The organism is Akkermansia sp. 54_46 (genome assembly GCF_001917295.1).
GTDB lineage: Bacteria > Verrucomicrobiota > Verrucomicrobiia > Verrucomicrobiales > Akkermansiaceae > Akkermansia > Akkermansia muciniphila.
Window position 1 is genome coordinate 35,578 of record NZ_MNUD01000024.1, and the last position, 18,878, is coordinate 54,455.

Consider the following 18,878-nt stretch of genomic DNA (forward strand, 5'->3'; position numbering starts at 1 on the left):
TGAAAGATGCTTCTTGTGAATTACTAGATTCAGTGCCGTCCGTCTAAGCGGCCTATGCACAACCGGACGAAAAGGATAACTATTTTGATTGTTTTGTCAATCCGTCAGGCGATTAATTTGCCGTTTTTCTTGCGGAAAGCACTGGGATAAGTAGTCTTTATGATTGATAGACAGTGTTTTTCTATTCCAGAAAAGCCCGCCTGCTTTACAGAAAGAGCAGTTCCGCGTATGTGGGGACGGGCCACAGGTCTGCGTCCGTCAGGCTTTCCAGCATATCAATGGTGCTTCTCAAATTGTCCATGCCCGTCTGGATGGCCCTGGTATCGGCTTCATCCACGGCGCGGCGCAGTTCCCTCACCTGTCCGGGGAGAATATCCAGCAGCGTGCCGATTTGGTTGGCGCGATCCGTAGTAGCTTTCATTCCCGCCTTGATTCCGGATGCCTTCATCTGGGCAATGGCGGTGGTAAGCTGCGTGAGCTGTTCCGTTACGGCGGGGATGTAAAGGGTTTCCACCATCAGGAGGGCCGTTTCCGCTTCAATGTTGATTTCCTTGTGGAATATTTCCGTCTGGATTTCATGGCGGGCGTGGAGTTCTACGGGGCTGACCACTTTGTACTTTTCAAAAAGCGCCTTGGCCTTGGGCGTTTCCAGAGCGGCCAGGGCTTCAATGGTGCCGGGGATGTTGGGGAGATTGCGGCGTTCCGCTTCCTCTACCCAGGCTTCTCCGTAGCCGTCTCCGCTGAATAGAATGCGCTTATGCTTCTTGATGATGTTTTGAAGGAGCTTGTTGAGGGTGGCGTGGAACTCCTCGGGCTTGTCCTTGACAGGTTCCAGGATGGTGCAGATTTCATCCAGGCTTTCCGCCACAATGGTATTGAGCACCGTCATGGGCCATGCACAGGTTTGGGAGGAACCTACGGCGCGGAATTCGAATTTATTGCCTGTGAAGGCAAACGGGCTGGTGCGGTTCCGGTCGGAGGCGTCCAGGGGGAACATGGGCAGGGTGTCCACGCCGATGTTGATGGTCTTTTGGGTGCGCGCTTTTTTAGTGCCTCCTTTCTCGATTTGCTCAATGATTTCATCCAGCAGATCTCCCAGGAAGATGGAAATGATGGCCGGGGGGGCTTCATGGGCCCCCAGGCGGTGTTCATTGCCGGATTTGGCGACGGAGGCGCGCAGCAGATCCGCATGTTCGTCCACGGCCTTGATGGTGGCGCAGAGCAGAGTGAGGAAGATGGCGTTTTCCTGCGGGCTGGAACCGGGATTGAGCAGGCTGCCGTAACCGGGGGCGGAGAGGGACCAGTTGTTGTGCTTGCCGGAGCCGTTCATGCCGGAGAAGGGCTTTTCATGCAGCAGGCAGACCATGTCATGCTTGTTGGCAGTTTTCCGGAGCACCTCCATGACCAGCATATTATGGTCCACGGCCAGGTTCTGGCTTTCAAAAATGGGTGCGATCTCAAACTGGCCGGGAGCGACTTCATTGTGGCGCGTTTTGGCCGGGATGCCGAGTTTCCAAAGGGCTTCGTCCACGTCCACCATGAATTCCAGCACGCGGTCCTTGATGGAGCCGAAGTAGTGGTCTTCCATCTGCTGGTGCTTGGGGGGCACATTGCCGAAGAGGGTGCGCCCGCACATCATCAGGTCCGGGCGCAGGGCATAAAGCTGCTTGTCCACCAGGAAGTATTCCTGTTCCGCCCCCAGGTCGGCGCTGACGTGAATGTTGTCCGGACCGCCAAAGCAGGACAACAGCCGCTTGGCCTGCCGGGTGACAGCAGTCATGGATCTCAGGAGAGGCGTCTTTTTGTCCAGCGCCTGTCCCTTGTAAGAGCAGAAAGCGGTTGGGATGCAAAGCGTGGCGCCGTTTTCCGTCCGTTTGATAAAGGCGGGGCTGGTGGGGTCCCATGCGGTGTAGCCGCGCGCTTCAAAGGTGGCGCGGAGACCTCCGGAAGGGAAGCTGGAGGCGTCCGGCTCGCCCTGCACCAGGCTCTTGCCGGAAAATTTGAGTTCCAGATTTCCCTCCGGGTCCACGTCCACAAAGGAGTCGTGCTTTTCCGCCGTGCTCCCATTGAGAGGCTGGAACCAGTGCGTGTAGTGGCTGGCCCCCTTTTCCAGAGCCCACGTCATCATGGCCTGAGCCACTTCATTGGCGATGTCGGGGTCCAGTTTTTCGTCCTTGCGGATGGTAGCCAGCAGTTTTTTGTAAACGGGGCGGGGCAGGTAATTGCGCATGGTCTCCATGTTGAAGACATCCTGACCGTAAATTTCCGCAATAAAGGTTGCGGCGTTGCCAACATCGGAAGGTGGGTTTGTATGCATCTTGATAGGGAACGCGCCAAAAGGCTCGGAACATACCAAACCTTAAAAGAGACTTTTTGGCAAGCCGAATCCTGCCCTATTTCTTCAGGAAAAGGACTTCTTCCGCCCCCATCCGTTTTCGGGAAGAAGCGTAAACGGTTTTCCGGTTTCTATGGTTCTCCGGCGGCAATGGAGAAATTGGGGAAGGAGGGGGACGCTGTAAAGGAAGGGATAGGCCGTGATTGTCGGGAAGAGGACTGGACGGGAATTGGTGAAGTGCCGGGTTTTTGTTTCATGAAACGGCACAGGAACCTGCCGAGCGGTATTTTTCCGTATCTTGCAAGAAATCTATTTCGTTTTCAGTAGTAATAAGTACAACCATATTATTGTGAAATGCGTTTATTGTTAATAGCAAGATGTTTATTGTTGATGCTGCTGTGTTGTGCGGGAGTGGGGATGCGGCTTCATGCCCAGCCTTTGAATAAGGGCCGGATTGCCATTCTTGGGGACAGTATTGCTTATGCGGGACCATGGGCAAATGAGGTGGAAAACGCCTTGAAAGCCGATAAAAAGTTTGAGGCCTGCGAGATTGTCAACTTTGCCGTTCCCAGCGAGACGGTAGCCGGGTTGAGCGAGTATGGCCATGCGGGTGGCAGATTCCCCCGTCCATGCCTGCATGAGTGCCTTGACCGGGTTCTCCAAATGTACCGGCCCCAATTGATTCTGGCATGCTACGGGATGAATGACGGCCTTATGCAGGCGTTTGACAAAGCGCGTTTTCAAGCGTACCAGGAAGGGAATATCCGCCTTAAAAAGGCTGCCGATGCGGCAAAAGCGGAGATTGTCTTCATTACTCCTCCATTGTTCCGGGGGGATTCCGCTGAGCAGGCTGAGTATGACGCTGTATTGGACAAGTACGCGGAATGGCTGGTTTCTAAAAGAAAAGACGGCTGGAAAGTCATAGATATCCGTCCCGGGCTTCGGAAGCTCATTGCCAGAGAGAAGGCCGGGAATCCCGGTTTCAGGTATTCCGGTGACGGCGTGCACCCCGGTCCGGAAGGGCATCATATGATAGCCCGGGAAGTTCTTGCCGGGCTGGTCCCGGAAATAGGCCTTGCTCCTGAGGTTGCGGAAAAAGACCATCGGCCGACGCCGGATACGATGAAAAAACATGAGAAAGTCCGCAATGAATGGCTGGTAAAAACAGGACATGCACGGCCGGAAATTCCGGGGTATGATCCGGAAATGGCCAAGCGTCAGTTTCCTAGGACGGTTTCTGTCTGGAATGGTTTTTTACGGGAGGAGTTTACCGTGGGCGGCCGCAGGGCATTCATCGTCTTTCCCGACAAGGCTGTTGTTTCTGGAAAAGAACAGTTATGGATATGGCGGCCACAATTTTTTGATTATAAGCCTATAGCTGATCTCGAACTGGTAAAGCGCGGCTATGCGGCGGTATTTATCAGCATGGAAGACCTTTACGGTTCTCCCAAGGCCATGGAGGTGATGGATCAATTTTACAGGTATCTGGTGGATGAACGCAAATTTTCCGGAAAACCGGTGTTGTTTGGACTGAGTCGTGGAGGACTTTATGCTCTGAACTGGGCGGAGAAGAATCCTTTGTGCGTGGCTGGCGTTTATGTGGATGCCCCCGTCTGTGATTTCAAAAGCTGGCCGGCCGACAGAGGCAAGGGCAAAGGTTCGCCGGATGACTGGAACAAATGCCTGCGCGCCTATGGCTTTAATGAACAGCAGGCTTTATCCTATAAGGGCAATCCCGTGGACAATATGCGCGGCATGGCTAAAGCCGGAATTCCTTTGTTGTTTATTTCCCGGACGGAAGATGATGTAGTCCCTATTGAAGAGAATACGGATGTTTTCGCCAAACGTTACGCCAAGCTGGGAGGCCCTGTAAAAGTTATTCGCCGCCCCGGCGGGCACCATCCGCACGGTTTTGACAATCCTGCCCATATCGTAGATTTTGTTCTTTCCGTTACCGGACAGCCCGTCCCTTTGCGCGTTGCGTGCCTGGGAGACAGTAATACTTTTGGAGCAGGAGTAGCCGGAGCCAATAAGGATGTTTTGCGCTGGAGCCATCTTCTTGGTCAAGAATTGAGGAAAAAATTCAAACGGAAAGAAATAGAAGTGCTGAACTGCGGCGTTAACGGGCGTACCCTTCTGGCCAAGGGAGACCTTCCCTATATTAAAACAGGCGAGTACCGGAATGCTCTCAATTCCCATGCACAGATTGCCATTATCGCTTTAGGCACCAATGACGCCAAACCGCAGAACAGGAAATTCCTGTCCGAGTTTAAGCAGAATTATGCCGCCATCATCGCCGAACTGCGGGAAAATATGCCCGGCATTCAAATCTATTGCGCAATTCCTCTTCCCTCGTGGCAATCTTCCAGCCAAATTGACAAGGAAACGGTGGAAACTAAGATCATTCCTCTTGTGAAGCAGGTTGCGAGGGACAATAAGTGTGAAACCATCGACTTTTTCTCCCCTTTTCAGAATAAACCGGAACTTTTCCCCGATGGCGTTCATCCCAATGCCGATGGGCAGGTGATTATGGCTGACATTGCATTCAGGGAACTTCTGAAAAAACAACCTTTAATTCAATAAACAAAAAAATAATGATGAGCGCTAAACTATCGGTAATTACAGGTTCGATTCTCCTGCTGTCAGCCCCGTTGCAGGGATTTTCCGCGACAACCCATCCGGATTCCTGCATGAACCGGGATTGGAAAAAAGAGATTCCCCTTCCGGTGTATCCAAACCGGGAAATGGTGGATCTTTATCATAAGACATGGGAAATTGCGGCAGGCCGCGTCAGAAAAGGGCCGGAAGGCCTTCCCGCGTCTCCCTACATGGATGAGAATTGCTATGAAGATCAAATATGGATATGGGATACCTGTTTCATGGTTCTTTTCGCCAAGTATGCTCCCAGGTCGTTTCCCGGAGTTGAAAGTTTGGATAATCTTTACAAGCCTATTCACGAAAAAGCCGTTACTCCGCTTAAGGTTCATTTAGTGGACAATCCCCCGTTATTTGCGTGGGTGGAGAAAGAATATTTTGACTTCACCGGTGATAAGGAACGCCTGGATGATATCTTGAATAAGAAGCAATATCTGCAAAAGCATTTCAAATGGTTTGCCCGGGCTAAGGCTGGTGAACGGTTTGAGTGTTCCCCCCAGCGTATTTACTTGAATTCCATTGGGGATGATGGCTTTACCTGGACAGGGGGAGCGAGCGGTATGGACAATACTCCCCGTGGGCGTGATGCCGGAGGATACCATAAGGTGTTATGGGTGGATGCCATTTCCCAGCAGGCTCTTAGCGCCCACTGCATTGTTGCCATGGAACAGGCTTTGGGAAATGAAGATGAAGCAAGGAAATGGAACGCCGAATATGAAGCGCTTAAGAAAAAGATCAACCATCTTTACTGGGATGAGCGGGATGGATTTTATTACGATGTCACCATTGCGGACAAACAGCCCTGCCGCGTTAAAACCATTGCGTCCTACTGGCCTCTTCTGGCTCAGGTTGCCTCCAGGGAACAGGCGCGGAGCATGGTCAGGCATTTGATGAATCCCGAAGAATTCGGAGGCAGTTATCCGACTCCTTCCCTGGCCCGCTCGGATAAGGATTATCATCATCAAACCGGGGATTACTGGCGGGGAGGAATCTGGCTGCCGACGACATATATGGCGATTAAGGCCATTGAAAAGTATGGCTACCATGAGGAGGCCGATGCTATTGCCGAGAAGGTTATCAACCAGCAGCTTGCCGCTTACAGGAACATAGAACCGCATACTATCTGGGAGTGCTACAGCCCAAGCGGGAATACTCCTTCCACGGAACACGGACGCCGCGCAAGACCGGAATTTTGCGGCTGGTCAGCCCTGGGGCCGATTTCCCTGTTTATTGAAAATGTACTGGGATTTAAGGAGGTGTCCGCAACCAGAAAAGAAGTGCGGTGGAGGTTGAAGAAAAATAAGGGCCGCCATGGAATCAGGAATTTGAGGTTTGGCGATATTGTAACCGATATTGTTTTTGATGGTAAAGGCACGGTGTCGGTCACGTCGAATGCTTCTTACTCTCTAATCATTAATGGCAATACTTATTCAGTAAGGAAGGGGGATACTGAAATTAAGCTGTAAGGACCTTCTGTTTATCCACGGAAGGGCGTCATTGATGTTCTTCCGCGGGGTTTTTCCTTTTGCCGGGGCAAGATGCGGGTTTTTCCCGTGCCTGCGCCAATTTTTTTCTTTTGGAGGCGGTCTGAGAGGCAAGGGTGACAAAGGAAATTCCGGAAGGGCGGCAAGGAAATGTTCCGGAACATTATTTGAGAGGTAATGTTGTCTGCCGTTTTAACGGGGAGAGCAGGCTTCCTCCATATGCCTTACGGAAATTTTTTGGTAAAGGGTATGGGTTTGTCCGGGGGCGAGGGAAATGGAACGGGGCTCCGCGTTTCCCGTTTCAATGCACAGGAATTTATTCCAGGACTCCGCACCCAGGTCCGCCATGTTTTTGGCGCCCTGTTGTCCAGGATTCCAGACGATGACGGAAGAGGCATGATTCCGCTCCACCGTGATGGCGCGGTTCAGCATGAGGTCTTCCAGCATTGTTTTTCCCGAACAGGAGGGGAAGTTGTAAACGCGGTCCAGACACCCCAGCGGCGCCAGCGGGCGTTCTCCGTGCTTCATGGGCTGGGCGGCTTCTTCCCGGAACGGGATGTCCTCCAGCCCATGAACGCGGCATTTGGTCAGGTTGCCGACGGCAAAGTAGTTGTGGAAGGCTTCCGTGAGCTTGCAGGGCTGCGTGCGCGCCGTGGTTTCCAGCTTCATGGTCAGCGTGCGGCCCAGGGTAAGACGCAGGATGGCGGCGGGATAGGATTCATCTTCCGGATAGAAAGCCAGGGAGAGCAGGACGTTGCCGCGCTTGTCCATTTCCTGGTGGTGGAGGCGCCATTCCGAGGTGCGCGCTATGCCGTGGGACGGCGCGCCTTCCCGGGGACCGAACCAGGGCCAGCAGACGGGGATGCCTCCGCGGATGGCTTTGCCGGGGACAAAGGCTGCGTTGGGAGAAAGAAAAAGGCATTCCTCATGCCCTGCCGGCTTCCATGAGGTGAGGTGCGCTCCCTGAAGGCACAGGGATGCCGTGCAGAGCGGTGTTGTTACGTCCAGGAAAGAAAGCCCCTGGTTTGTTGTGCGCCGGACGGTCATGGCTGAAGGCGTTCAATTGTCCAGGAGCCGTTTTCCTGAAGTTTGTACATGAAACGGTCATGCACGCGGCCGGGGCCGCCCTGCCAGAATTCAAAGGTATCCGGGATAATTCGGTAGCCGCCCCAGAAGGAGGGAAGGGGTATTTCTCCCTTGGAGAATTTGTTTTTCAGTTCCATCAACTTCATTTCCAACAGTTTTCTTCCGGAAATGACGGAGCTTTGGTGTGAAACCCAAGCTCCAAGCTGGGATTCCTTGGGGCGGGTGAGGAAATATTTCAGGGATTCCGCGCGGGAGACTTTGACGGCTTTTCCGTAAATGATGATCTGGCGTTCCAGCATTACCCACGGAAGCATCATGCAGACCTGTGGATTTTCTTCAATATCGCGGGCCTTGTGGCTGCCGTAGTTGGTGAAGAAAACAAAGCCCGTCCGGTCAAAATATTTGAGCAGCACGGTGCGTAGGGAGGGCCTGCCCTGGGCGTCCGCCGTGGCCAGGGAAAAAGCGTTGGGTTCCGGAATATCCGCTTTCAGGGCCTGTTCAAACCAGGTTTGGAATTGTTCAAAGGGATTTTCCGCCAGGTCCTTTCTGTGCAGCTGGCCTTTGAGGTATTCTTCTCTGAAATTGGACAAGTCCATGGCGTGTTGAACGATGAGGGGTTATTCTACGCTGAAATCCAGCCCCAGGTCCAGGGAGGGGGCCGAGTGGGTCACGTAGCCTACGGAGACGAAGTCCACGCCGGATTCCGCAATGGCGGCTACCGTATCCAGATGAACGCCTCCGCTGGCTTCCAGCAGGGGGGTGGTGCGTCCTCCGCGCATGGCGACGGCTTGTTTCAGCATTTCCGGCGTCATGTTGTCCAGAAGGATATGGTCCACGCCTTCCAGTTTAAGGAAGTTGCCCACCTGTTCCAGGGTGTCCGCTTCCAGCTGGATTTCCACACCGGGCTTTTCCTGACGCAGCCTGTTGATGCATTCCTGGAGGTGTTCCGTATTTCCATCCGTCATCAGGTGGTTGTCTTTCACCATGGCGCGGTCATAAAGGCCCATGCGGTGGTTGGTGCCTCCGCCATGGAGCACGGCCGCTTTTTCCAGCAGACGGTAGCCGGGAGTGGTTTTGCGGGTATCCAGAATGCGGGCGCTGGTGTGGGAAACGGCTTTCACATATTGTCTGGTGAGCGTAGCTACTCCGGAAAGACGCTGGATGAAGTTGAGGGCGGTGCGTTCCGCCCCAAGAATGGAGCGGGCGGAACCTTCAATAAGCATCACCACGGCGCCGGGCGCCACGGCTTCCCCGTCATGCAGGTAAACTTCCACCTTCAGGGTGGGATCCACCTTGCGGAAAACTTCCGCCGCGACATTGACGCCGGAAAGAACGCCTTTTTTCCGGGGGGTCAAAATAGCTCTGGCTGTCAGATGTTCCGGGACGAAGTATGTGGAAGTCACGTCGCCGGAGCCGAAGTCTTCGGCCAGCGCCAGATTGATCAGGGTTTCCACGTTGTCGGATACGGTTTCTGCGGGCATGAAAGAAAAGCGGCTTAATATTCGCGGTTAAGAAGATAGTTGGCCAGTTCCACCAGGCGGGCGCGGCGTTCTTCCGGGAAAATCATCAGGGCATCCAGAGCCGCCTGAGTGCGGCATTTGGCTTCGGAACGGGCGCCGTCCAGGCCAATCAGGGCCGGACAGGTGGATTTCTGGGAATTGACGTCCTTGCCGGCGGTCTTGCCGAGTTTTTCCGTGGAAGCCGTCAGATCCAGAATGTCGTCAATCACCTGGAAAGCCAGCCCCAGGTTGTAACCGAAGTCCGTCAGAGCTTCCAGCTGGGACTCCGTGGCGTTTGCGGACATGCCGCCGAAGCGAAGGGCCGTGGTTAGCAGGGCGGCCGTCTTCCCTTCGTACACGGTGCGGACTTCCGGTTCGGAAAGCTGCTTGTGTTCTCCCTCCAAATCCAGAATCTGGCCTCCGATGAGCATGGTGCTGCCGCCGGTGGCTGCCAGCTCCCTCACGTAATCCCTGACGGTATAGCGTTCCGTATCGTCCACCTGGGCGATTACGGCAAAAGCCTCCGTCAGCAGCGCGTCTCCCGCCAGGATGGCGACGCCTTCTCCGAAGGCCTTGTGGCTGGTGGGTTTCCCACGGCGCAGATCGTCGTTGTCCATGGCTGGCAGGTCGTCATGGATGAGGGAATACGTATGCATCATTTCCACGGCGCAGGCGGGAACCAAGGCGTCCACTGCCAGTCCTCCGCAGGCCTCTGCCGCCGCCAGGCAAAGGACGGGGCGCATTCTTTTCCCCCCCGCAAATATGCTGTAGCGCATGGCTTTGTGGATGGTTTCGGGGCTTTCGTTCTCTGCTGGCAGCAGTCTGTCCAGCGCTGCGTCAATCAGGGCGCATTGTTCTGTGATGTAGTCGTTCAGTGATTGTTCACACATGGCGTTATGGAATAGGTGCGGGGTGTGGAGGAAACAGGTCAGCGGTTGACCAGCAATTCCGCGATTTGTACGGCGTTGAGCGCGGCCCCTTTTCGGACCTGATCGCCCACGACCCAGAGAGTCAGGGCATTGTCAATCGCCATGTCCATGCGCATGCGCCCTACGTAGCAGGTATCTCCGTTGGTGCTGTCCAGCGGGGTGGGCCACACGCCCTCCGCTGGGTTGTCCATCAGGGCGACTCCGGGTTTGCCTTCATAGGCGCTGCGGGCAGTTTCCAAGTCCACAGGTTTTTCAAACTGGGCGGTAACGGAGATGGAATGGGAACGGTAAACGGGCACGCGCACGCAGGTGCATGTTACCTTGAGTTCGGGCAGGGAAAGAATTTTACGGCCTTCATTAAGCATCTTAAGCTCTTCCTTGGTATAGCCGTTTTCCGTAAAGGAATCGATCTGGGGAAGAAGATTGAAGGCTATCTGGTGGGGATAAACATTTTTCACTACGGGATGGCCGTCCACTACGGCGCGCACCTGGGTTTCCAGTTCCGCAATGCCGTGCTGGCCGCTGCCGGAAACCGCCTGATAACTGGAGGCGATGACGGTTTTCAACCCGAAACGCTGATGCAGAGGGAAGAGGGCCATCAGCGTAATGATGGTGGTGCAGTTCGGGTTGGCGATAATATTGCGGGGGTGGTTGAAGGCCGCTTCCGGATTGATTTCCGGCACCACCAGGGGCACGTCCGGCTCCTGCCGGAAGGCGGAGGAATTGTCAATGACCACACAGCCCGCAGCCGCCGCGATAGGAGCGAATTTCAGGGAAATGCCTCCGCCTGCGCTGAACAGGGCGATATCCACCCCATCAAAGGATTTTTCCGTCAATTCTTCTACAGTCAGCATTTTCCCACGGAAAGCGACCTGTTTTCCGGCGGACCGGGCGGAGGCCAGAAGCTTCAGGGAACCTACGGGAAAATTGCGTGTTTCCAGGCAGGACAGGATTTCAACGCCCACCGCTCCGGTGGCGCCGACGATGGCAACATGGGGTGCTTGGTTCATGATTGTTGTCAGAAAATGACGGATATTTTCCGTCCGCCCCCATTATACGGCAGCCCGGTCATATGGCAATACGATTGCAAGCCTTCAGGCTTAAAAATGAAAAACTGTCCGAGATTTTACACCCCGGACAGTTGTTGAAAAACGGGAAAGATCGCGTTTTTTATTTCAGCGCTTGCGGCGCAGCATCAGCAGGGACAGGCCCAAAAGGCTCAGGGATGCCGTAGCCGGTTCCGGAACGACATCCTCAGCAGTGGCTGACATGGAAAAAAGCAGGTTGGAGTTCGTGTTTCCGCCGCCATTGCGGGTGGACATCACGATGTAAGCCGTGTCGCTGGTAAGGGGAGTACCGCTCAAGTCCACGGACAGGGTCATGCCTGTTTGAATCAGAGAAGAGGCCTGGCCGGTCAACTGGCTGATCTGCCAGCCTTCTGCCGTCTGATAAACGATATTGAGCGTCGTGAAGTTTGCTCCGGATTGCAGCCCGGCGCAGTCCACGGAAAGAGTCAATCCGGTATAACTGGCGTAATCACTGGTAAGCGTTACCGCTGTTCCCACGATAGAGCCGCCGTAAGCATTTCTGTTGATGAAAGACACGGATACATCAGTATCCCCGGATGCGGTGACGCTGCCGTAAATACCGGAGCCGGAATTGCCGTTTGCAGTAGTGCCTTGCCAGCCGGTGGTGCCTTGCAACCATGTGACGACTTTTTGTGCAGTGATGACATTTCCGCTGTTGACGTCTCCGAATCCAGACAATTTAAGGTTTGCAGGCAGAGATGCCCCTTCGGCTGCCTCCCCATTTAGGTCGATTGCTACGGTGGCGGCCATCCCTGCGCCGCAACACAAAGCCATAAGACCGGAAAGAAATAATGTGTTCTTCATGGTTGTTCGTTGCTCTTTTTTATTGCTGTAATTTGCCGGGCTGTCTTGAACCCGCTCATGATGAATAAAGCGGATTTTCAATCCGATATGCCCTGAAAATAGTGCATGAGTTTCTCTTTCTGCAGGGTACGGACTGTTTCCTGCGGCTGTTGAAACGGACATTCCCGGCAGATGTACCAGCTTTCAGGGAAAAGAGTTCTCCGGTTTTCAGACTTATCTTGAGCAGTCTCAAAAGCTGGCGGCGGTTTCTGCACGGGTGGATATTTCGGCAGGCTTTCCGTATGCATAAAAAGGTTTTCAATGATGCAATAAAGTTCGGCACAAATTCTTGGTTATCAGAATTTACGCTTGACTTCCGGATTGAAAATCCGGCATATCCTCGCTTTCCATGAAAGGCAACAAAACAGGCTCCCGATTTTAGGGAGCCTGTCTTTAAAGGAAAGAGCGGTGCAAGCCTGCTATTTAACCCATTTTCCCGCGCCTTCCGGCAGCCTGCCGTCAGAGACGGGGCCGTAGCGGGTGGATTCCGTGTTGCCCCAGAGGGGGACGCCTACGATGCGTTTCCACCAGCGGGACATGCTGGCTCCCGTATAGCAGCCGAAGCTCCAGCAGTCGGACTGCGGCGTGAAAATATCCCGCCGTATCCTGTTCAGGTCCGTCTCATGGATCCATTCCGTGGAAACGGCCATGATATTGTTGCCGTAGTCCAGCATCCACGCATAGCAGTTGGAATGGCCGAAGTAGTAAAAGGATTCCACCTTGTCGCCGTGGAAGCGCGGGGAGGAATTCAGCGCCCGGATGGCCTGGTCGGCGCTGTTTACCCAGACGAGCCTGATTTTATACTTGGAAGCCAGGTCCGCAATCCAGCGGGTGTAAGGTTTTCCGTCTTCCTTCCCCCGGGTTGCGTAACCGGGGCGGTAAACAATCCAGGTGATTCTGGCGGCAGGATCTTGCTGCTGGATCTGGGCGATGCGGATGGTGGAGGCCCTTACAAAGTTGGCCCACCAGTTGTCATGCCTGTCAGGCTGTATTCTCAGCCCTTCCCATTGCCTGAGTGCGGGGCCGCCGCACATGACGACGTGAACGGCCCGGGACAGTCCCGTGCCGCCCAGCAACAGGGCCAGAGCGAGAAAAAGGCGTGAAAGCATGCCCGCACCCTACCTTTGCTCCCCGTATCTGTCAATCCGGCGGAGCGTTTTTTGCGGGAACAGACGCGCGTGAAAAGACAAGGGAGGGGGTTCATGTACCCTCAGCAATTCACCACGTTGACGGCCAAGCCGCCCTGGGCGGTCTCCTTGTATTTGGATTGCATGTCCCTTCCGGTGTCCAGCATGGTGCGGATGACCTTGTCCAGCGGGACAAAATGAGCGCCCGTACCGCCCAGGGCCATGCGGGCGGCGTTGATGGCCTTGATGGCGGCGATGGCGTTGCGCTCAATGCAGGGTATCTGGACGAGGCCCGCAATAGGATCACAGGTGAGGCCCAGATTGTGCTCCATGCCTATTTCCGCGGCGTTTTCCACCTGGTGGGGTGTTCCCCCCAGGTACTCCGCAAGAGCGGCGGCGGCCATGGAGCAGGCTACGCCCACTTCTCCCTGGCAGCCTACGTCCGCGCCGGAAATGGAGGCGTTTTTCTTGTACAGGATGGCGATTCCCCCGGCGGTGAGCAGGAAGCGATGCACGGCATCCGGATACGGGGAAACGCAGAATTTGGTGGCGTAGTTAAGAACGGCCGGAACAATTCCCGCCGCTCCATTGGTCGGAGCGGTGACGATGCGGCCGCCGGCCGCGTTTTCCTCACTTACGGCAATGGCGTACAGATTGATCCAGTCCATGATGGAGAGAGGGTCTTTCAAGGCTGATTCTCCGTGCACCAGAAGATTCTTGCGCAAAGTTTTGGCCCGGCGCGGAACCTGCAGAACGCCCGGCAGGTTGCCGCGCGCGCTCATGCCGTTGGAGATGGACTGCTTCATCGTCGCCCAGATCAGGTCCAGTTTTTCACGGACTTCCCGTTCCGGGAGCATGGCGCATTCGTTCGCCATGACAATGGAGGAAAGAGGGCATCCGCGCTCATCAGCCATATGCAGCAGTTCCTCCGCGGATTCATAAGGAAAAGGAAAGGTTTCCCGGTCCCTTTCTTCCGGATGCAGAAGTTCCTGTTCGGAAGAGACGAACCCGCCCCCCGTGGAATAAAATACCGCGTCTTCCACCGGGTCTCCGTCCTGATTGACGGCAGTAAACTGCATCCCGTTCGGATGCAGGCGCAGGGGCTGGTAGTGGGAAAGATCCAAGTCGCGGGAAGGAGAGAAGCGGACGTTTTTTTCTTCCGTGACGGACAACGTTTCCTGCTGGTGCAGGCGGGCGATTTTTCCGGGAATGCTGCGCGGCTCCACCGTATGGGGTTCTTCCCCCAGAAGCCCCAGCATGATGGCTGTGTCTGTGCCGTGCCCATGTCCGGTGGCGGCCAGGGAGCCATAGCATTCGCAGCGGATGCCTGAGATTTCCGCCAAGCGCGGGGAGTGGCGTATCTGTTCAAGAAAGCGGTGCGCCGCCCGCATGGGCCCTACGGTATGGGATGATGAAGGACCTATGCCGATGCTGAAAAGCTCAAAAATGCTGTAATGGTGCATGTCCGTTTTCCTGTAGCGGGGAAGGGCCGGAATTCCCAGCGGGATTTCCGGCCCTTCCCGAAAGATGGGTTTACAGCCCCAGCAGGTAGCGTTCCGCTTCAATCGCGGCGCTGCAGCCCATTCCGGCGGAAGAAATGGCCTGGCGGTAGTGAGGATCCGCCACATCTCCGGCGGCGAACAATCCCGGCGTCCTGGTCGCCATCATCCCTGTTTTCCGGATAATGTAGCCGGCATCGTCCCGGTCCACCAGATCCCCCAGGAAAGAAGTGTTCGGCGTGTGCCCGATCGCCATAAAGACGCATTTGACGGGAAGTTCCGTTTCATCCCCTTCTACTACGTCCTTCAGCATGACGGCTTCCAGTTCTCCCTTGTCGTCCGTCTTATAGCTTACGATGGTGGAATTCCACATGGGGAAAATCTTTTCATTGGACAGCGTTCGTTCCGCCATGATTTTGGAAGCGCGGAGCGTGTCGCGGCGGTGGATCAGATACACCCGGGAAGCGAAGCGCGTCAGGAACATGGCTTCTTCACAGGCGCTGTCTCCTCCGCCTACCACGCACACAGGCACGTCCCGGTAAAAAGCTCCGTCACAGGTGGCGCAGGCGGTGAGGCCGTGGCCTACCAGCCCTTCCTCTCCCGGGATTCCCAGATAGCGGGCGGATGCTCCCGTAGCCACAATGATACTCCGGGTTTCGTAATTCTGGCCGCTGGTCTTCACGGTGAACAGTCCGGTGGCTTCATCCCTGACGACGCTCTTGACGTCCTCATATGCAAACCGGGTGCCGAACTTTTCCGCCTGCTGCTGCATCAGGAACATCAGGTCCGGCCCCATCACGCCGTCCGGAAAGCCGGGGAAGTTTTCCACTTCCGTCGTGGTGGTCAGCTGTCCGCCGATTTGGGAACCCGTGATCAGAAGCGGAGAGAGATTGGCGCGGGCGGTGTAAATGGCCGCCGTGTAACCAGCGCAGCCGGCACCGATGATAATGACTTGTTCGCTCATAATAGTATATATGTCCGTTGCCATGGTAAAGGGCCCGTGCCCGTTTTGCGAGTAGATTTTGCGCTATGCGGAGACAATGCAGAGGCCTGCAATCCGGCAGTTGCGGGACGGGTTCCGGCAGTGGCGGAAAAGAACTGCCTGCATGTATCCCTGGCGACGGTCTGCAATATTCTGGCCCTGTCTGCGGGAAGATTGCTTAGCCGCGTCCCTTTCAAGGACAAGCGGCCCGGCAGGCCCAGCGGAGATTTTCCGAATAACGTGAAGTAGATTACGCATGCCGTCAGGTAGCTCCCTTCCTCCGTCGGGTGCCGGCCGTCAGGCTGGTACAGCTGAATGCCTGGATGGCGTTTGAGGCAATTCTCCCAGGCAATGCCCACGGGGGCAAGCGCTGCTTTTTCCCTCCGGGCAAGTTTCAAATACGTTTCAAGAAGAGCCTTTTGCTCCTGCGGGTCCGGAGTTCCGGAAGCTCCTCTTTTCCCCCACGTCAGCATCAGGATGGGCGTTCCTTTGGCGGCTCGTACCAGAGAGCACCATTTTTCTCCGAACTCCATGGTTCGTTCCGGAGCCCGGACAGGTGTAGCGCTTTGGTCCTGGAGAATAACGAAGTCCCATGCCGTTCCTTCCATGTTGTTGCGGGCACGCCTGTCATTCCAATGGGACTGGAGGGATGCTGCCGGAGCCGCGTGCATGTGCACGTCCGGCCGCAATCCTTTGGTGTCTGCCATGGCTTTAACCATGGCGGGCATGCGGTTGAAAAACGTATAGCTGTTTCCCAGAAAGAGAATACGGCTGCCGGAGCGTGCAGGAACACAGCACGGCCAGGAGGGGGATGCGGGCGGCTCTTCCCGGGCCTGGAGAGGGCGGGGGAAAGCTGCCCAGGAAAAAATCAGCAGCAGGAATATCTTGACGGGCGGCATCATGGCTTTAGACGGGTTTCCATGTTTCCGGAGTAAAATTTCAAATGGAATTCATGGCGTGAGCAGGATCTTTCTATACATCAGGTAAAAGTAAATTCATAGAGATAAAAGAGAACATGGAATGCCTCTGTTTCGGCATCCCTTGTACAGGCGCCGGGGCTGCCGTCAATCCCGGCAGGCAGACGGGGATTTCCTTGTCTCCGTATCGCCGCGCGAAGGTATTTTTCTTCCTTCTCCTTGATTGGGAAGCTCTGCATCAATTTAAGTCTGAACAACTGGTTGTATGACTGGGGAAGACTTTCCGGAGGACTTGCCGAAAGGAGACGGGTGTGGTTGGATATGGTTCATGAAGTCTGAATCGCTGACCAAGCGCCGTGTGACGGGTGTGGATGATCCGCTGTTCCTGGATTCTCTGGATATTTACCGGACAAGCTTTCCGGTGCATGAACAGCGGCGGATACAGGATTTCCCGTTGGCGTTTCAAGACCCCGGTTTTTGTTATGAAGTATTTTTAAATGGGGAAGGCCGGGTGGTTGCGATGCTGGTGACGTGGCGTCGGGAACAATTCGTGTATCTGGAGTATTTTGCCGTGGATGCCTCCCTGCGCGGCCAGGGCGCCGGGCAAAGGATTCTGGAAGAATTGAGGGATGCGTTTCCGTACAAGGTTATTTTGGAAATTGATCCTCCGGAGGACGGGATCTCACGCCGGCGGCTGGGGTTTTATCAGAGGCACGGCTTTGTCCCCAATCCGCAGTTTGATTATATCCATCCTCCTTATACGGATGAGGGTGAACCTTTCCCGCTTCTGCTGATGACGCATGGAGATTTGCTGGATGAGGAGACATACCGGAGCTTTGTGGATTTCCACCATCGCCACGTAGTGGCGAGGTGAATGAATGGACGGGGAAATCCGCGCCATGGGGGATTTTTCCCTCTTGAAGCAAATTATCCTTGGGGGGCTTTTGCCGATATGAGCCTGTAGGACATCAGGCTCATATTGCGTTTTGCCTGTTTGTGGAACTCCCCTTAGCCTGTATTTTCCGAATCAGAAGAGCCGTTCCGCATTTTTGGGAGACGGCTTTTTGAAAAATGCAGCGGGTTGGGATACACCGGAAGACTCAGCTCCATGCCCGGTCCACGGCTTCCCTCTCTTCCGGGGCAAGATATCTGGAGAGCCGCTCTTCCATGCGCAGCCTGTATTCGGGAATACTCCAGGAATGGAGCGGCTGGACGGCGGAATTGGTGAATTGCCAGGAGGGAACGGGAACGACCACGTCCAGCACTTCTCCGGCTCTGGAGGGCATCCCGGCCAGTACCGCCGCAATGGTGGAGGAAAGCTCCGGATGTTCATCCAGAATATCCAGCAGCCATCCGCAGCCCAGGTCCGTGGGAATGGCCTCCGTTTCGGCCAGCAGGTCCGCGAGGCGCCCGGGAGGGAGATTTTTGGAAATGAAAGACAGATAAGGGGCAAACCGCATGTCTCCCAGGCTCATCAGGGCGTCCAGCGCCGGAGCCATGGATGCCTGTCCGGGGCAGGGAGAGGCGCAGATGACATTCGCCAATCCGGCAATTCCGGGAAACCGCTCCTCCGGCTGGGGCGCGGCCAGCGTATAAATAAGGAAAGCGGATTGCCTGCGGATATCCGGCGCCTCATCCGCCATGGCAAAAGGCAGCAGGGCCCTCCATCCGTCCCCTTTGCGCTGCCGGATAAAAGCTGCCAGTTGCAGAGCGCATTTGCGGCGGGCGTCCGGAGCGCAGCGGGATTGGAACATGTTGTAAATGATGACGCCTTCTTCTTCTCTTCCCGTTTCATTGCAGGTGACCAGCCCGTAGGCGATCATGGCCAGAGGCCATTGATCCGAACCGATCTCCCCCCTGCGGGAGGGATCCGTGACGAGGGCGGCAAGCCGCTTGATTTCCGACAAAGAGCTGGTTTGATCCTGAAAAAGGCCCATGCCCGCATGATAGCCGGAGGCGGAAACCTGCCAAGGAAAAACAGTGGACTGCTTACAGGACTCCGGAGTTTTCCGGTGAACGCTGTTGAGGCATGTTATTGAGTACGACCGGCGTTTTATCCTTTATTTATTGGCATTCCGGCTCGCGGCTGGACAGGAATTCCGTATTTTTTGCTGAAGCTTTTTCCTGTGTTCCTCCCCGCTTTTCCCCTGGTAGAGGTAGGCGGTGTTGGAGTTGTATCCAGCCGTTCGGTCGATGAGGTCGAGAACCTTCGATGAGGTCGAGAACCTCGCCGTCTCCGTATCCCGCCTTCCTGATGTATTTGACGACTTTCCCGGCCTGGTCGGGGAAGTACTTCACCAGCATGGGGATGAATCTTTTCTCCATGATTTTAGAGACATAGCTATGATACATGCTGTTTCTTGACGAAAATGTGACCAGATTGTTCCATCGGTGAGTCCATTCGTAATCTTTAATGTCAGAGCCGATGACATTC

General features: G+C 55.1%; 15 protein-coding genes and 1 pseudogene. 3 read left to right on the forward strand and 13 right to left on the reverse strand.

The genetic code is table 11. The features are described 5' to 3' along the window. Positions 1-205 precede the first annotated feature (205 nt). Positions 206-2,317, reverse strand: coding sequence for a glutamine synthetase III (locus BHW66_RS04050; RefSeq protein WP_012420298.1), 2,112 nt, complete (start codon positions 2,315-2,317; stop codon positions 206-208). Positions 2,318-2,725: 408 nt separating this feature from the next. Between BHW66_RS04050 and BHW66_RS04055 the strand changes: the two genes are divergently transcribed. Both BHW66_RS04055 and BHW66_RS04060 read left to right on the forward strand, forming a co-directional pair. After that, a complete protein-coding gene (locus BHW66_RS04055) occupies positions 2,726-4,918 on the forward strand; it encodes a GDSL-type esterase/lipase family protein (protein WP_180974399.1) in 2,193 nt (730 codons plus the stop codon). A gap of 161 nt (positions 4,919-5,079) precedes the next feature. After that, entirely contained in the window at positions 5,080-6,456 is a 1,377-nt protein-coding gene (locus tag BHW66_RS04060; RefSeq protein ID WP_164907808.1) for a trehalase family glycosidase, read from the forward strand. Between the two features lie 210 nt (positions 6,457-6,666). Here BHW66_RS04060 and BHW66_RS04065 read toward each other — a convergent pair whose 3' ends face one another. From BHW66_RS04065 to BHW66_RS04110, 10 genes are all read right to left on the reverse strand, one after another. Continuing rightward, positions 6,667-7,521, reverse strand: coding sequence for a D-hexose-6-phosphate mutarotase (locus BHW66_RS04065; protein ID WP_046435328.1), 855 nt, complete (start codon positions 7,519-7,521; stop codon positions 6,667-6,669). Continuing rightward, entirely contained in the window at positions 7,518-8,156 is a 639-nt protein-coding gene (gene pdxH / locus BHW66_RS04070) for a pyridoxamine 5'-phosphate oxidase (RefSeq protein ID WP_012420302.1), read from the reverse strand. Before pdxH ends, BHW66_RS04065 begins: the two co-directional genes overlap by 4 nt. 21 nt (positions 8,157-8,177) lie before the next feature. After that, complete coding sequence (gene nadC / locus BHW66_RS04075; RefSeq protein ID WP_046435330.1) at positions 8,178-9,041, reverse strand: carboxylating nicotinate-nucleotide diphosphorylase; 864 nt, start codon at positions 9,039-9,041, stop codon at positions 8,178-8,180. A gap of 14 nt (positions 9,042-9,055) precedes the next feature. Continuing rightward, a complete protein-coding gene (locus tag BHW66_RS04080; protein ID WP_022197949.1) occupies positions 9,056-9,949 on the reverse strand; it encodes a polyprenyl synthetase family protein in 894 nt (297 codons plus the stop codon). Positions 9,950-9,987: 38 nt separating this feature from the next. Further along, the gene (locus BHW66_RS04085; RefSeq protein ID WP_012420305.1) at positions 9,988-10,998 is read right to left on the reverse strand and encodes an aspartate-semialdehyde dehydrogenase; all 1,011 of its coding nucleotides are present in this window, start codon (positions 10,996-10,998) and stop codon (positions 9,988-9,990) included. A gap of 165 nt (positions 10,999-11,163) precedes the next feature. After that, entirely contained in the window at positions 11,164-11,880 is a 717-nt protein-coding gene (locus BHW66_RS04090; RefSeq protein ID WP_102734468.1) for a PEP-CTERM sorting domain-containing protein, read from the reverse strand. Between the two features lie 458 nt (positions 11,881-12,338). Further along, positions 12,339-13,028, reverse strand: coding sequence for a hypothetical protein (locus BHW66_RS04095; protein ID WP_012420307.1), 690 nt, complete (start codon positions 13,026-13,028; stop codon positions 12,339-12,341). Between the two features lie 101 nt (positions 13,029-13,129). After that, positions 13,130-14,509 carry an L-serine ammonia-lyase gene (locus BHW66_RS04100; protein ID WP_046435475.1) on the reverse strand — a complete coding sequence of 460 codons (1,380 nt, stop codon included), beginning with the start codon at positions 14,507-14,509 and terminating at the stop codon, positions 13,130-13,132. Between the two features lie 70 nt (positions 14,510-14,579). Continuing rightward, positions 14,580-15,533 (reverse strand): thioredoxin-disulfide reductase, encoded by a 954-nt coding sequence (gene trxB, locus BHW66_RS04105; protein ID WP_232051391.1) that lies wholly within the window; start codon positions 15,531-15,533, stop codon positions 14,580-14,582. Beyond that, on the reverse strand, positions 15,506-16,429 hold the full coding sequence (locus BHW66_RS04110; protein WP_102758588.1) for an SGNH/GDSL hydrolase family protein: 924 nt from the start codon (positions 16,427-16,429) through the stop codon (positions 15,506-15,508). Before BHW66_RS04110 ends, trxB begins: the two co-directional genes overlap by 28 nt. A gap of 343 nt (positions 16,430-16,772) precedes the next feature. Between BHW66_RS04110 and BHW66_RS04115 the strand changes: the two genes are divergently transcribed. Next, on the forward strand, positions 16,773-17,318 hold the full coding sequence (locus BHW66_RS04115) for a GNAT family N-acetyltransferase (RefSeq protein WP_046435477.1): 546 nt from the start codon (positions 16,773-16,775) through the stop codon (positions 17,316-17,318). A 226-nt stretch (positions 17,319-17,544) separates the two neighbouring features. Here BHW66_RS04115 and BHW66_RS04120 read toward each other — a convergent pair whose 3' ends face one another. Together BHW66_RS04120 and BHW66_RS04125 are read right to left on the reverse strand one after the other, a co-directional pair. Continuing rightward, on the reverse strand, positions 17,545-18,381 hold the full coding sequence (locus BHW66_RS04120) for a hypothetical protein (RefSeq protein WP_046435344.1): 837 nt from the start codon (positions 18,379-18,381) through the stop codon (positions 17,545-17,547). Positions 18,382-18,508: 127 nt separating this feature from the next. Then, a pseudogene (locus tag BHW66_RS04125) lies at positions 18,509-18,878 on the reverse strand (hypothetical protein); the annotation flags it as partial.